The sequence below is a fragment of the Actinomadura decatromicini genome (assembly GCF_008121305.1).
GTDB lineage: Bacteria > Actinomycetota > Actinomycetes > Streptosporangiales > Streptosporangiaceae > Spirillospora > Spirillospora syzygii.
Map to the genome: position 1 here is coordinate 1,505,948 of NZ_VSRQ01000001.1, position 12,923 is coordinate 1,518,870.

Annotated in this window: 13 protein-coding genes; 10 read left to right on the forward strand and 3 right to left on the reverse strand. The window is 74.2% G+C overall.

Going from position 1 to position 12,923, the window contains the following annotated elements; genetic code table 11:
- Both FXF68_RS06245 and FXF68_RS06250 read left to right on the forward strand, forming a co-directional pair.
- Nucleotides 1–753: a sugar transferase gene (locus tag FXF68_RS06245; protein ID WP_148757895.1), complete on the forward strand. Its 753-nt coding sequence runs from the start codon at nucleotides 1–3 to the stop codon at nucleotides 751–753.
- 23 nt (nucleotides 754–776) lie between these two features.
- Nucleotides 777–1,694 carry a hypothetical protein gene (locus tag FXF68_RS06250; RefSeq protein ID WP_148757896.1) on the forward strand — a complete coding sequence of 306 codons (918 nt, stop codon included), beginning with the start codon at nucleotides 777–779 and terminating at the stop codon, nucleotides 1,692–1,694.
- A gap of 9 nt (nucleotides 1,695–1,703) precedes the next feature.
- On the opposite strand, the gene FXF68_RS44395 is transcribed toward FXF68_RS06250, so the two are convergent.
- The gene (locus FXF68_RS44395) at nucleotides 1,704–1,829 is read right to left on the reverse strand and encodes a hypothetical protein (RefSeq protein WP_281292133.1); all 126 of its coding nucleotides are present in this window, start codon (nucleotides 1,827–1,829) and stop codon (nucleotides 1,704–1,706) included.
- 161 nt (nucleotides 1,830–1,990) lie between these two features.
- Complete coding sequence (locus tag FXF68_RS06255) at nucleotides 1,991–3,556, reverse strand: Rieske 2Fe-2S domain-containing protein (RefSeq protein WP_222869812.1); 1,566 nt, start codon at nucleotides 3,554–3,556, stop codon at nucleotides 1,991–1,993.
- 263 nt (nucleotides 3,557–3,819) lie between these two features.
- On the opposite strand from FXF68_RS06255, the gene FXF68_RS06260 reads away from it, so the two are divergent.
- From FXF68_RS06260 to FXF68_RS06295, 8 genes are all read left to right on the forward strand, one after another.
- A complete protein-coding gene (locus FXF68_RS06260) occupies nucleotides 3,820–4,707 on the forward strand; it encodes a sensor histidine kinase (RefSeq protein ID WP_187437754.1) in 888 nt (295 codons plus the stop codon).
- Nucleotides 4,704–5,351: a response regulator transcription factor gene (locus tag FXF68_RS06265; protein WP_148757898.1), complete on the forward strand. Its 648-nt coding sequence runs from the start codon at nucleotides 4,704–4,706 to the stop codon at nucleotides 5,349–5,351. Before FXF68_RS06260 ends, FXF68_RS06265 begins: the two co-directional genes overlap by 4 nt.
- A gap of 87 nt (nucleotides 5,352–5,438) precedes the next feature.
- Nucleotides 5,439–6,374: a cytochrome P450 gene (locus FXF68_RS06270; RefSeq protein ID WP_148757899.1), complete on the forward strand. Its 936-nt coding sequence runs from the start codon at nucleotides 5,439–5,441 to the stop codon at nucleotides 6,372–6,374.
- A gap of 33 nt (nucleotides 6,375–6,407) precedes the next feature.
- A complete protein-coding gene (locus FXF68_RS06275; protein ID WP_148757900.1) occupies nucleotides 6,408–7,559 on the forward strand; it encodes an alpha/beta hydrolase in 1,152 nt (383 codons plus the stop codon).
- Between the two features lies 1 nt (nucleotide 7,560).
- The gene (locus FXF68_RS06280) at nucleotides 7,561–8,580 is read left to right on the forward strand and encodes an alpha/beta hydrolase (RefSeq protein ID WP_187437755.1); all 1,020 of its coding nucleotides are present in this window, start codon (nucleotides 7,561–7,563) and stop codon (nucleotides 8,578–8,580) included.
- A gap of 57 nt (nucleotides 8,581–8,637) precedes the next feature.
- Complete coding sequence (locus FXF68_RS06285) at nucleotides 8,638–9,942, forward strand: sensor histidine kinase (RefSeq protein WP_148757902.1); 1,305 nt, start codon at nucleotides 8,638–8,640, stop codon at nucleotides 9,940–9,942.
- Between the two features lie 17 nt (nucleotides 9,943–9,959).
- Nucleotides 9,960–10,664: a response regulator gene (locus tag FXF68_RS06290; protein ID WP_148757903.1), complete on the forward strand. Its 705-nt coding sequence runs from the start codon at nucleotides 9,960–9,962 to the stop codon at nucleotides 10,662–10,664.
- Nucleotides 10,665–10,773: 109 nt separating this feature from the next.
- The gene (locus FXF68_RS06295; RefSeq protein WP_148757904.1) at nucleotides 10,774–11,385 is read left to right on the forward strand and encodes a response regulator; all 612 of its coding nucleotides are present in this window, start codon (nucleotides 10,774–10,776) and stop codon (nucleotides 11,383–11,385) included.
- 10 nt (nucleotides 11,386–11,395) lie between these two features.
- Here the strand turns inward: FXF68_RS06295 and FXF68_RS06300 are convergent, their stop codons facing one another.
- Nucleotides 11,396–12,904, reverse strand: a complete 1,509-nt coding sequence (locus FXF68_RS06300; protein ID WP_148757905.1) for a serine/threonine-protein kinase — start codon at nucleotides 12,902–12,904, stop codon at nucleotides 11,396–11,398.
- Between the last annotated feature and the right edge of the window lie 19 nt (nucleotides 12,905–12,923).

Here is a 12,923-nt window from a genome sequence, read left to right on the forward strand (position 1 = left end):
ATGTCCGAGGACCACGCCGCGCTGCCGAGCCGTCCCGTCGACCCGTCCGACGGCGTCCCGCCGTCCAGGGCGCGCCGCGTGCTGGACGTCGTCGGCGCGGTCGCCGGGCTGCTGCTGCTCAGCGTCCCGCTGCTGGTCGTCTTCACGCTGGTGAAACTGTCCAGCCGGGGGCCGGGCGTGTTCCGGCAGACGCGCGTCGGGCAGGGCGGGCGGCCGTTCGTCATGTACAAGTTCCGGACGATGCGGCAGGGCGTCGGCGGCCTCACCGTCACCGCCAACTGCGACCCGCGGCTCACCCGGATCGGCAAGCTGCTGCGGCAGTGGTCGCTGGACGAGCTGCCGCAGCTCGTGAACGTCCTGCGCGGGCAGATGACGCTGGTCGGGCCGCGTCCGGAGACCTACGATCTCGCCGTCCACTACCCGCCGGACTGCCGCTGGATCTTCGACCACCGGCCGGGGCTGACCGGGGTGTCGGAGGTCCGGTTCCGCGACTTCGACGTCCTCGGGCCGGGCGAGGAGGTCGACCTCGTCAACTACATCGAGCGGATCGTCCCGGCGCGGGTCGCGGTGGACGCCGTCTACCTGACCGACCCGTCGATGCGCGCCACGCTCGGCGCGATCTGGGACACCGTCAAGCACATCCTCGGCTTCACCGTGCCGCCGCTCCAGGTCGGCGGGGGCGGGTCCGAGACGGGCGCCGTCCAGGGGACGGCGGCGCACGCCGCCGCGAAGGAGCCCGGCTCCGCCGCCTGACCACCGTTCTCGGGGAGGACGCCATGGACATCCGGGACGTGCCCGTCAAGGTGTGGGCCGTCGCGGGCGCGCTGCTGCTCTCGGCCGGCGTCCTGCTCTACGCGCAGCACAGGTCGTCCGGCTACGAGCCGTACGACGGGCCGCTCGCCACGCCCGGCACGCCCGCCGCGAAGCCCGGCGAGACCCGGCGGATCGCGCTGAACACCCAGCCGTCCGACTATCCCCGGCTCCAGGCCCTCGGCTACGACCTCGTGGACGTGAAGCCGGACGCCTCCCTCGTCGCGGGCGTCCCCGCGGGCATGCGGGCGCTGCTGTGGGTCGGCAACTTCACCTGCGGCGACTTCGAGCTGGGCTTCGAGGACTTCCAGAAGGCCGTCCAGCGGTTCGGGCGCGACCCGAAGGTCTACGGCTGGTACCTGTCGGACGAGCCGAACCCCGGCGAATGCCCCGAGGTCGCCAAGGAGATCCGGCGGCGCGCCGAGTACGTCCGGCGGCACGCGCCCGGCCAGGTCTCGTTCATCTCGCTCACCGACTGGCCCATGAAGCCGCTCGCGCCGGGCCGCGTCGGCGTCGACCTGATCGGGCTCGACCCGTACCCGTGCAAGGGCTCGACGAAGGCCGAGGACCGCTGCGACATCGGGGCGATCGACCGGATGGTCCGGATGGCGGACGAGGCGGGCATCCCGCGCGCCAAGGTCGCGCCCGTCCTCCAGACGTTCGGGCAGAGCTGCTCGAACGGCGACAAGAAGTACTGGATGCCGACCCAGGACCAGTTCAAGCAGATCCTCGCCCGCTGGGACCGGCTCACGCCCCGTCCCCCGCTGGAGATCTCCTACTCCTGGGGACGCCAGCACGAATGGGCCTGCCCCACCCTCGCCGACGCCTCCGGCGGCGCGCACCCGGACCTGCAAAGCATCATGAAGGCCCGAAACAGCCAGTGACCTGGGAGATCAGCCTCCAGGGTTGTCGGCGATCGCCGGGTGTCCGCCGCCGGACGGCACCGGGAAGTCCATTGATCCGAGCTTCAACGCCAGGATTTCCATCACACCGACGATCAACACGAACGCGACGGCCATCAGGCCGAGCTTCGTGCGGTTGAACCCGCGCAACCCTTACCCCCCACACGAACAGGAAAGAAACCTAACACGCCGTATGCATTGCCATATGCCGGACACGCCAAAAATGCGGCACCCCCCGGCCCCTGTGCGCCCGGGACCGGGGGACGTGTCGCCCTCTTTCACCCGATTTTGCGGCTGGTGAGGTTGGCGGCGCGGGCGTTGACGCATTCGCCGGTGGCGAGGTCGAAGGCGAAGTTGTGCGCCAGGCAGTGGATCCGGCCGTTTCGCAGGACGGCCCCGACGGACAGGTCCTCGCCCGCGTGCGGGCAGTAGCGGGGGATGTCGTAGCGGCCGCCGTCGCACTCGACGGTGATCCGCTCGGACTCGTCGCGTCCCGTCTCGTACGCCTCGACGGCCATCAGCGCGGGTGCGTTGGCGTGTTTGAGGAGGCCGACGAGGTAGTCGTTGTAGACGTCGGGGTCGCGGTAGAGGCTGAGGCGGAACGAGATCAGCAGGTCCTCCCAGGCCATCCGGCCGGTGAGGACGCCGTCCAGCCAGCGTCCCGCGGTGGTGATCCGGTAGTGCGGGCGGACGTCCGGGGACGCCTCGGCGACGGTGAGCCCGTCCGGTCCGAAGTCGACGTCCCAGACCCCGCCGTTCGGGCCGGTGATCTCGAACCGGACGACCATCGCGATCTGCCGGAGGAAGTAGTCACTGAGCCCGCCGAGCCGCTCGAAGTGCGCGGCGAAACGGTCGAACAGGCCGGGGCCCGGCTCGGGGTTCTCGGCCATCACCTCGGCGATGGCGCCGGCGCGGTCGGCGGCGTACCGTTCCAAGTACGCGGGGCGGTCGGCGTCCGCGAACGAGAACTCCGCCGACACCGGGTCGCGGACGACGTCGCCCGTGTCCAGGTCGAGGACGTCGCCGGGCTTGAAGTAGTCCCAGCGCTGCCCCGGCAGGTGCTCGCGCAGCCAGTCGGTCGACACCTCCGGGTCGCAGAACGCGCCGTCCCTCTGGTCGAGCACCCGGTTGAGGGCGGCGACCTCGTCGTCCAGGAAGCAGGGCGGCCCGGCGAACGGGACGGCCAATTCCGGCGCCGTCTGCCGGACGAGCCGCTGCGCCGCGCGCAGCTTCGACACCCGCTTGTCCATCGAGATCTTGGCCATTTCGGCGGCCGGGTACTCGTAGCAGATCGGATGCCACGAGGCGCCGGACGTCTGCAACGCCATCAGGTCCAGTGTGCCGCCCGCGAGATGTTTGGCGCGGCGCGCCTGCGCGGCGGTCAGCCGGGCGTCGTTGCAGTGCAGGATCCCGCGCCCGTCGGCCACGACGAGAAAGGCCGCGTCATGGCACATCGGGGAGAGTTCCGGAATCGCGGTGATCCAGGATCCCTGATTGTCCAGCGGGAATTTCTCCCAGTCCGCCAACTCGATAACCTGGCGGCCGCCCGCGGCCGCCGTCATCCGCTCCCGGAAGGCCGGTCCCGGATAGCGCGGAATGAGGATTCGGGTCCGTGCCGGAAGCCGGTCGATGACCCATGGGTCGAAATGATCTAGGTGTTCGTGCGACACCGCGACCCAGTCCGCGTCCAGCAGCGGGACGAGATCCAGGTGATCGTTTCTCGGATACTGGTGCCAGGCTCCGAGAAAGGCCCCCGTTGGAGCGAGCCACGGGTCCGCGAGCAGGTGGAACGCGGCCGCGTCCACCGCCACCCCCGCATGTCCGAGAAATGTGACCTTCGGCATGTGCAGATTGTGCGCCGGCGGGCCCGCGGACACACCCGCAGTAATACGCAAAGCGGCTACGCCGTAGGCATGAAAGAAAGGCCGACAAGTGAACTGACAATCCCGTCGCGACGCACCGTCAAACGGAATGGTTCACCCTCTGATCTGCATGTCCACTTCTGGTCAGCCAGTGGTCTGTTGCGGTCAATTGACTGGACATAGGCGGCGGCGCCGGGCGACCGTCTTAGACGTGCTGGAATAGCGGACGGGGGTTCCTCATGGACATGGGGCGGTCACGGTCGTCCCCGGCGGACGGGCGGGTGGGCGTGGGGACGCTCCCGGCCGGGCCGGGGCCCGGGCGCCACGACAGGCCGCACGACAGGCCGCCGCCGGCCGGAGGCGGCGGTCACCTGCTCTGGCGGCGCAGGCTCAGGCACGACATCCGCCACGAACTCGGCACGATCATCATGCTGGCGTCGGCCGTCGTCGTCGCGGAGGACGTCGGCGAGGCCAGCCGGGCCCGCATCGAGCAGCTCCTCGGCGAGACCAGGTGGCTCGACCACCTGCTGCGGCGGCTCGACGAGGACGACGCCGAGGAGGACGGCGACGGCAGGCCGCTGCCGAGCCCGGAGCGCATCCGGGTGGACGACCTGACCGCCGAGGTCGTGACCGGGATGCGGCTCTCCACCACGCACGAGGTGTGCTTCGCGGGTGGCGAGGCGTGGGCCCACATGGACCCGGTCGCGCTGTGGCGGGCGGTCCGGAACGTCCTCGACAACGCGTGCCGCGTCGCGGAGGGGCGCGTCGACGTGCGGGTCGAGGCCGACCAGGGCTGGATCGCGATCCAGGTCGACGACGACGGGCCGGGCTTCGGCGCCACCGGCGCGGCGTCCCGCGGCGCCGAGCTTCCGCGCGGGCGCGCGCGGCGCGGGCTCGCCTCGCTGGGCCTCGGCATCGTGCACGACCTGATCTCCGGCTACGGCGGCAGCCTGGAGATCCGCACCTGCGAGATGGGCGGGGCGCGCGTCCGCATGCTGCTGCCCGCCGCGCCGCCGCCCGAGAACCCGGCCGGCCCGCCGACCGCGACCGGCTCTCCGCACGTGCCCGGCTCCCTCAGCGCCGCGGGGACCCCCGCCGACCCGCACGGCGACGACTGGCGGCGCCATCCATGAAAATGATCATCTGCGACGACCACGCGGTCTTCGCCGAGTCGCTGTCCCTCGTCCTCGCCGACGCCGGGCACAGCGTCCTCGCGGTGACCTACTCGCCCGCGGAGGCGCTGCCGGTGCTGCGCGCGCGGCGGCCGGACGTCTGCCTGATCGACCTGCAGTTCCCGTCCGGCACCGCGCTCGACTGGATGCCGCGGCTGCGCGCCGCGGCGCCGGGCACGCGGTTCGTCGTCCTCACCGGGTTCCTGGAGCAGCCGGTGCTGGACGCCGGGGTCGCGGCGGGCGTGCGCGGCTTCGCGCACAAGGGCCAGCAGGCCCGCGACATCCTCAGCGTGCTGCGCCGCGTCGAGGACGGCGAGGTCGTCGTCGACCAGGCGGCCCGGCGCGGCGGCGGCCGTCCACGCAGCCAGGCGGAGCAGGTCGCGCGGTTCCTCACCCCGCGCGAGCGCGAGGTCCTCACCCGGCTCGCGCGCGGCGAGTCGACGCAGGCGCTCGCGAAGGCGATGGGGGTGACGCGCAGCACCGCGCGCAGCCACGTGCAGAGCGTGCTGAGCAAGCTCGGCGTGCACTCGCAGCGCGAGGCGGTGATCGAAGCGGCCCGGCACGGGCTGGTCAGCGTGGAGACGGGCGAGTGGCTCGCGGGTTGACCTAGCCCCGCCGTATGGGACGGCCGAATCCGGCCCTTCAGGGTTCGGCCGTGACGCGTTAGCGTCCGCCTTGAAGAGGAGGTGCCCATGCCTCACCGGCGAGGTGTCCTGCCGACCGCTCTGCCCATCACCGACGCGGGCGCGCTCGACCGCGCGGACACCTACGCCCGCGGCATCCCCCACGACCGGCTGGAGCGCCTCCGCGCCAAGACGCCCGTGGTGTGGCTGGACGGCCGCGCCGCCGGACGCCCCGGCTCGTGGGCGGTGCTGCGCCACGCGGACGTCCGGCGCGCGCTCCTCCACCCGGAGCTGTTCGCGCCGCAGGGCGACGGCGTCGTGCACGGCCCGGCGACCGACTTCGGCTTCGGTACCGGCCCCGACACCGGCGGGCACTCCCCGGACGGCGGGCCCGGCGACGCGCACGACGCCGCGCTCATCGACATGGATCCTCCCGCGCGGGCGCTGCTGGCGCGCGTCCCGTCCAAGGAGCCGGTGGACTTCGTCGGCGAGGTCGTCGGCGACCTGCCCGAGACGCTGCGGAACACTCTCGCCGGGGGCCTGTACGCCCTGCTCCGCCATCCCGCGCAGTTCGCGCGGCTCCGCGAGGAGCGCTACGACGAAGGACTCGTCGACAGCGCCGTCGAGGAGATGCTGCGCTGGTGGACGCCCGTCCTCCAGGTGTGGCGGGTCGTGCAGCGCGGCACCGTGATCGGGGGCGTTCCGCTGCTCGCCGGGGAGCGGGTTACGCTTTGGCTTGTGTCCGCGAACCACGACGACGAGGTGTTCGCCGAGCCTCGGCGGTTCCTCCCCGAGCGGTTCCTGCGGGACGTCCGGTCGCATCTGTGCTTCGGGTTCGGGCAGCGCGCGTGCCTCGGCGCGCGGCTGGCGCGGGTGCACCTGCGCGCCCTGCTCGACGCGGTGCTGGAACGCCCCGGGCTGCCGCAGCTCGCGGGCGAGCCGGTCCCGCTGCGATCGAGCGCGCGGCACGGGTTCGAGCACCTGCCCATCCGCTGGACGGCCTGAACCCCGTCCGGCCCGAGCACCGTAGGTCTTCGAGTGGGACTGACGAGCTGGGGGACGTTCGGCCTGCTGGCCTTAGCCGCGGTCGGTTGCATGGCCGCGGTCGTGGCCCTCTGGCCGAAGGCGGCCGCGAAGCGGAGACGGGCGGTGGCGGCGCGGGCGGCGATGCTCGCCGGGTCCCAGCTCGTCGTGCTGCTGGCGCTGGTCACGGCCCTGAACGCGCACTACCTGTTCTACGGGTCCTGGACGGACCTGGTCAGCGCGGCGGGCGGCGGCGTCGGACCGCCGGGCGGCCCGGCGGTCAACGCGAACGCGGCCGCCGCCGGGGGCGGCTCGCGGATCGTGGTCCGGACGGCGCGCCCCGACCTCTCCCCCGGCCCCGGCGGGAAGCACGCGCCCGCGAAGGACGGCCAGGTCGAGCGCGTCGTCGTCCAGGGCGTCCGCACCGGGCTGTCGGCGGAGGAGTACGTGTACCTGCCGCCGCAGTACTTCCAGGCGGCGTACGCGACCCGCCGGTTCCCCGTCGTGCTGTTCCTCGCCGGATACCCGGCCGCCGACCGGCTCGTCTGGATCAGGCGCGGGCACATCCCCGAGGACGTGCTGCAGGCCCAGACCGCGCACCGGATCCAGCCGATGATCTACGTGATGGCACGGCCGACCGTGGTCGCCGGATGGGACACCGAATGCGCCGACGTGCCCGGCGGCCCGCAGGTCGAGACGTTCTTCGCGCAGGACGTCCCGGAGGCGGTCGCCGCGACGTACCGGACGGCGCGCGGCCGGAGCGGCTGGGGCGTCGCCGGGTACTCGACGGGCGGCTTCTGCGCGGCGAAGCTCGCCATGCTGCACTCGGACCGGTTCTCCGCCGGGGTCAGCATGGCCGGGCACTTCCACGCGCTGCTCGACACGACGACCCGCGACCTGTACGGCGGCAGCCCGGCCCTCCGGCGGAACAGCAACCTGATCTGGCGGGTGCGAAATCTTCCCCCGCCGCCGGTGTCGCTGCTGGTCGCGTCGGCGGACGTCGGCGAGAAGACGTTCCCGTCCGCGCGGATGTTCATGCGGGCCGCGCGCCCGCCGCTGATGGTGGACGAGCTGCTCCTGCCGTCCGGCGGCCACAACTTCAAGACGTTCCGCAAGTACATCCCGCCGTCGATCCGATGGCTGAGCGCGCGTCTGCGGGGCGAGTGACATGGAACCCGTGAGCGTCGCGTTCATCGGCCCGGTGTGCCTGCTGGCGCTGGGCGCCGTCGGCGCCGCGCTCGCGCTGTGGCGGCGGGCCGCCGGGCCCGGCCCGCGCGCGGTGCTCGCCCGGAGCGGGCTGCTGCTCGCCGCGCAGTGCGCGCTGACCGCGTCGGTCGTCCTGCTCGCCAACCGGTACTTCGTGTTCTACCCGACCTGGGACGACCTGCTCGGCAACACCCCCGAGGGCGCGCGGGTGGCGCACGTCCAGGTGCAGGGGCCGCGGGCCGCGCCCGCCAGGCGCACCGGCACCGAGGCGCGGTCCGGCGGCGGCCGGGTCGACGTCCTGGACGTCCGCGGCGCGCGCAGCGGGATCGACGCCAAGGCGCGCGTCTACCTGCCGAAACGGTACTTCGAGCCGGGCGCGCAGCCGCTGCCGGTGGCCGTCGTCCTGACGGCGGGCGGCGGCGGGCCGACGATCCCGGCGGACGCCCGGCCGACGATCTACGTGGCCGTGCCGCTCCCGGGCGGCCGCTGCCAGGACGTGCCCGGCCGCACCGGGGGCCCGCTGGCCGAGACGTTCCTCGCCGCCGACCTGCCCGCCGCGCTCGCCGACGCCTACCGCGTGCCGCCGACCCGCGACGGCTGGGGCGTCGCCGGGGACGGCCCCGCCGCCGGGCGGTGCGCGGCCCGGCTCGCCATGCTGCACTCCGACCGGTTCGCCGCCGTCGCGACCCTCGACGCCCGCTTCGACGAACCGCGCGGCGACCCGGCCGGCTACGGCGGCAGCGAGGCGGTCCGGCGGAGCGACGACCTGCCGTGGCGGCTGCGGCACGTCCCGCCGCCGCCCGTGTGGCTGCTGGCCGCCGCCGACCGGGACGGCCCCGACGCCGGGCAGGCGCGGCGGTTCGTCTCGCTCGTCCGGCCGCCGATGCGCGCCGAGACGCTCCTCCTCGCGCACTCCGGCGGGGAGCTGGCGGACGTCCTCCAGCGGCTCGGGGACCGGCTCCGCCTACCTCCGAGGGAGTAGGGGCGCCGCCTCCCGACGGCCGACGCGGCCCGGACGCCGATGTCCTAACGTGCAGGCATGAGCACCTCGCCGGTCCGTCCGCACTGGCCGCGCCCGTCCGCGTGGCCGGTGTGGGTCGTGCCGGTGCTGCTCGCGTTCGTGCAGGTCGTCGGGTCGCTGGGCGCGGAGCACGGCGGTCCGCGGCACGGGTGGGATTCGGGGCGGGAGTCGTCCGGCCCGCCCTGGGCGGACGGCGGGTCCGGCGGGCTCGACGTGGGCCACCGGGAGCTCGGGCCGCTCGGCCTCGCCCTGCTGCTCGCCGGTCCGGCGCTGCTGCTGCTGCGCCGCCGCCGCCCGGTGTTCACGCTCGCCGCGGTCGCCGCCGTGACGGCCCTCTACCTGCTGCGCGCCTACACCTACGGGCCCGCGCCGTTCTCCCTCGCCGTCGCGCTGATGGCGGCCGTCGTCGCCGGGCACCGGCTCGCCGCCTGGGCGGGCACCGGTGTCGGCCTCGCCGCCTACCTCGGGCTGACCGCGCTGATCGGCGGCTCGGAGCAGCAGCGCGGCCACGGCGGCGTGTTCCCGGTGGAGCGGCCGAGCCTCACCGACGTGGCGTTCGTCGTCGGCTGGGCGCTGGTGGTGCTGGTGACGTCGGAGCTCGTCCGGATGCGGGCGCAGCGGGCCGCGGAGGCCGCCCGCATCCGCGCCGAGAAGGAGCGCCGCGAGGCCAGCGAGGAGCGGCTGCGGATGGCCCGCGAACTGCACGACGTCCTCGCCCACAACATCTCGATGATCAACGTGCAGGCGGGCGTGGCGCTGCACCTGATGGACCAGAACCCCGAGCAGGCCCGCACGGCGCTCGCCGCGATCAAGGACGCGAGCAAGGAGGCGCTGACCGAGATGCGCGGGGTGATCGGCGCGCTGCGGGCGGAGGGCGAGAGCGCGCCGCGCTCCCCCACCGCCGGGCTCGACCGGCTCGACGACCTGCTCGACCGCGCCCGCTCCGCCGGGCTGCGGGTGGACGCCGAGGTCACCGGGGAGCGGCGGCCGCCGCACTCGGGCGCCGACCTCGCCGCGTTCCGGATCGTCCAGGAGTCGCTGACGAACGTGGGCCGCCATGCCGGGCCGGGACCGGTGACGGCCCGCGTCCGGATCGCCTACGGTGAACACGACATCGAGGTCCGGGTCGAGGACGACGGCCGTGGGGTGTCCCTCCTGGACGACGACCCGGACGGGACCGGGTCCGGCATCCGGGGCATGCGGGAGCGGGCGGCGGCGCTCGGCGGCGAGTTCGAGGCCGGGCCGCGGCCGGGCGGCGGGTTCCGGGTGCGGGCGCGGCTCCCCCTCGGCGACGGACCCGGCGACGCGCCGGGCGAGCGGTGAGGCGGGGAGGACGGGACATGCGCTACTCCGACGGGTCGGCGGCCGGGGACGGCTCCCCGATCACGGTGCTGCTGGCCGACGACCAGGTGCTCGTCCGGGCCGGGTTCCGGGCGCTGCTGGACGCGCAGGCCGACATCGAGGTCGTCGGCGAGGCCAGCGACGGCGAGGAGGCCGTCGCGCGGGCCCGGTCGCTGCGTCCCGACGTCATCCTCATGGACATCCGCATGCCCGGCCTCGACGGCCTGGAGGCGACCCGGCGGATCGCGTCGGACGAACGGCTGTCCGGCGTGCGGATCGTGATCCTCACCACGTTCGAGTTGGACGAGTACGTCTTCGAGGCGCTGCGCGGCGGCGCCAGCGGGTTCCTCGTCAAGGACACCGAGCCGGTCGAGCTGCTGCACGCGGTGCGGGCCGTCGCGGAGGGCGACGCGCTGCTGTCCCCGAGCGTGACCAGGCGGTTGATCGCCGAGTTCGCGGCGCGGGCGAAGGAGCCCGCGCCGTCGCCGCGGCTGAACGCGCTCACCGAGCGCGAGCGGGAGGTCATGGCGCTCGTCGGGGAGGGCCTGTCGAACGAGGAGATCGCGGCGCGCCTGGTGGTGAGCCCGGCCACCGCGAAGACGCACGTCAGCCGCACGATGGTGAAGCTCGGCGCCCGCGACCGCGCCCAGCTCGTCGTCTTCGCCTACGAGTCGGGGCTGGTCAAACCGGGCTGGCTGCCCTAGTAATTCTTACTCCGGGGCGATTCACTGTCCTCGTCCGATCGGTGTGGCAGGGTGGACGGCGGGGCCGCGGGCATCCGGCGGCGGGGCCGTATCGACGCGAAGGAGTCCGGTGCCGAACGACACGAGGATCCTCGCCGTCGACGATCGCGCGGAGAACCTGACCGCCCTCGCCGCCGTCCTGGACGCCCTGCCGGTCGAGGTCGTGCCCGTCACCTCCGGCCAGGCCGCGCTGAAGGAACTGCTGAACGACGAGTTCGCGCTGATCCTGCTCGACGTCGTGATGCCGGAGATGGACGGGTTCGAGACCGCCGGGCACATCAAGGCCAGGCCGCGCACCCGGGACGTCCCGATCATCTTCCTCACCGCCGGCGGCGAGGCCGGGGAGCAGGCGTTCCGCGGCTACGCGGCGGGCGCGGTCGACTACCTGACCAAGCCGTTCGACCCGTGGCTGCTGCGCGCGAAGGTGTCGGTGTTCGTCGAGCTGCACCGCCGGAACCTCCAGCTCAGGCGGCAGGCGCGGCTGCTGCGGCAGACCCTCGCCGAAGGCGCCGGGGAGTCGGTCATGGCGGCCTGCGACCGGCTGCTCGGGGCGCTCGACGAACGCCTCAAGCGCGTCGAGGACGACGTCGACCGGCTGCGCTCCGGCGAGCCCGCCACCGACCTCGGCGGCCACGTCGCCGACCTGCGGCTCGCCCTGGACGCCCTCTCCCCCGGCGCCTGACGCCCGGCCGCTAGGCGGTCGCGGTGACCGCGGGCGGCGTTCCGGCCGCGCCGCTCTTGAGCTTGCCGCGCAGGATGAACGCGCCCGCCAGCACCGCCGCGACGACGAGGACCACCGCGATCGTGACGATCAGCACCGTCCGGCGGCGCTCCGTCCCGCCGTGCCCCGCACTCTGCCCGCCGTGGACGGGCGGCGGGGGTGGCGGCTGCTGCCAGTTCGCGTACTGCTGCGGCTGCTGCCACGGCGGCGGCGTCTGCGGAGCCGACGGGAGACCGGGCGGCTGGGCGGGCGGCTGACTGGGCGGCTGGGTCGGCGGGCGGCCGAGCGCCGGATGCCGCGACGGCTGCGGCTGCTGGGAGGGCGGCGGCTGCTGGGAGGGCGGCGGCGCCCATTCCGTCTGCTGGAACGTCCGCGACTCGGACTCCAGCGAGTCACGCGCCGGATGAGGGCTCCGCCCCGGCACGCCGTTCTGGTCCGGCTGCCGGAACCGGCCGGGGTCGCGCCTGGTCACCGCCTCCCGCTCGCCCGGGTCGCGGCGCGTCACCGGCTCCGCGTCGGGTCCGTCGAGGTCGCCGGGGTCGCGGCGGGTGACCGCGTCGAGCTCGGCCGGGTCGAGGACGGTCTCCGACGCGTCGTCCGTCCGGGTGGCGGGCGCGAAACGGCCGGACGGCTCGTCCGCCACCGTCTCGCCGACCGGGGGCGTCACCGGGAGGGTCGCCACGCGGGTGAGGAGGGGCTGCGCCTGCGCCGCCGTCATCCGGTTCACCGGCTCGCGGGCGAGCAGGCCGTCCAGGACGCGGGCGAGCGGCCCCGCGTTCCGCGCGGGCGGGACGGGCTCGGTCAGCGCCGCCTGGAGCGAGGCCATCGCGTCCGACCGCTCGTAGGGGGAGCGTCCCTCCACGGCCGCGTACAGGGTCGCGCCGAGCGACCACAGGTCGGACGCGGGCACCGCGCGCTCGCCCTGCGCCCGCTCCGGCGGGATGTACGCGGGCGAGCCCATGACCAGGCCGGTCTGCGTGAGCGTCGCGTCGCCCTCCACCTGCGCGATGCCGAAGTCGGTGAGGACCACGCGCCCGGTGTCGGTGATCAGCACGTTGCTGGGCTTGACGTCGCGGTGCAGGATGCCCTTCTCGTGGGCGTGGCGGAGCGCCCCGAGCATCTGGAGCCCGATGTCGGCGACCCGGCGGTGCTCCATCGGCCCGCGCTCCAGCAGGTCTTGCAGGGACGGCGCGAGGACCAGCTCCATCACGATCCAGGGGCGGTCGGACTCCTCGACCACGTCGTGGACGGTCACCACCCCGGAGTGGTTCAGCCGCGCCGACGCCCGCGCCTCCCGGAACGTCCGCTCGTACAGGACGTGCCGCTCGGAGTCGGACAGGCCCGGCGGCAGCAGGACCTCCTTGACCGCGACCTCGCGGTCGAGCATGACGTCGAAGGCGCGCCACACGGTGCCCATGCCGCCGCGGCCGACCACCGAGTCGAGCCGGTAGCGGTTGCCGAGCAGACGTGCCTGTGCCATGGCTAGAGGGTCCCCCCGC

Bases quoted from the DNA above. Each gene is read 5' to 3' on its own strand.
- FXF68_RS06245 (WP_148757895.1), top strand. From the start codon at position 1: ATGTCCGAGGACCACGCCGCGCTGCCGAGCCGTCCCGTCGACCCGTCC.
- FXF68_RS06250 (WP_148757896.1), top strand. From the start codon at position 777: ATGGACATCCGGGACGTGCCCGTCAAGGTGTGGGCCGTCGCGGGCGCG.
- FXF68_RS44395 (WP_281292133.1), bottom strand. From the start codon at position 1,829: ATGGCCGTCGCGTTCGTGTTGATCGTCGGTGTGATGGAAATCCTGGCG.
- FXF68_RS06255 (WP_222869812.1), bottom strand. From the start codon at position 3,556: ATGCCGAAGGTCACATTTCTCGGACATGCGGGGGTGGCGGTGGACGCG.
- FXF68_RS06260 (WP_187437754.1), top strand. From the start codon at position 3,820: ATGGGGCGGTCACGGTCGTCCCCGGCGGACGGGCGGGTGGGCGTGGGG.
- FXF68_RS06265 (WP_148757898.1), top strand. From the start codon at position 4,704: ATGAAAATGATCATCTGCGACGACCACGCGGTCTTCGCCGAGTCGCTG.
- FXF68_RS06270 (WP_148757899.1), top strand. From the start codon at position 5,439: ATGCCTCACCGGCGAGGTGTCCTGCCGACCGCTCTGCCCATCACCGAC.
- FXF68_RS06280 (WP_187437755.1), top strand. From the start codon at position 7,561: ATGGAACCCGTGAGCGTCGCGTTCATCGGCCCGGTGTGCCTGCTGGCG.
- FXF68_RS06285 (WP_148757902.1), top strand. From the start codon at position 8,638: ATGAGCACCTCGCCGGTCCGTCCGCACTGGCCGCGCCCGTCCGCGTGG.
- FXF68_RS06290 (WP_148757903.1), top strand. From the start codon at position 9,960: ATGCGCTACTCCGACGGGTCGGCGGCCGGGGACGGCTCCCCGATCACG.
- FXF68_RS06300 (WP_148757905.1), bottom strand. From the start codon at position 12,904: ATGGCACAGGCACGTCTGCTCGGCAACCGCTACCGGCTCGACTCGGTG.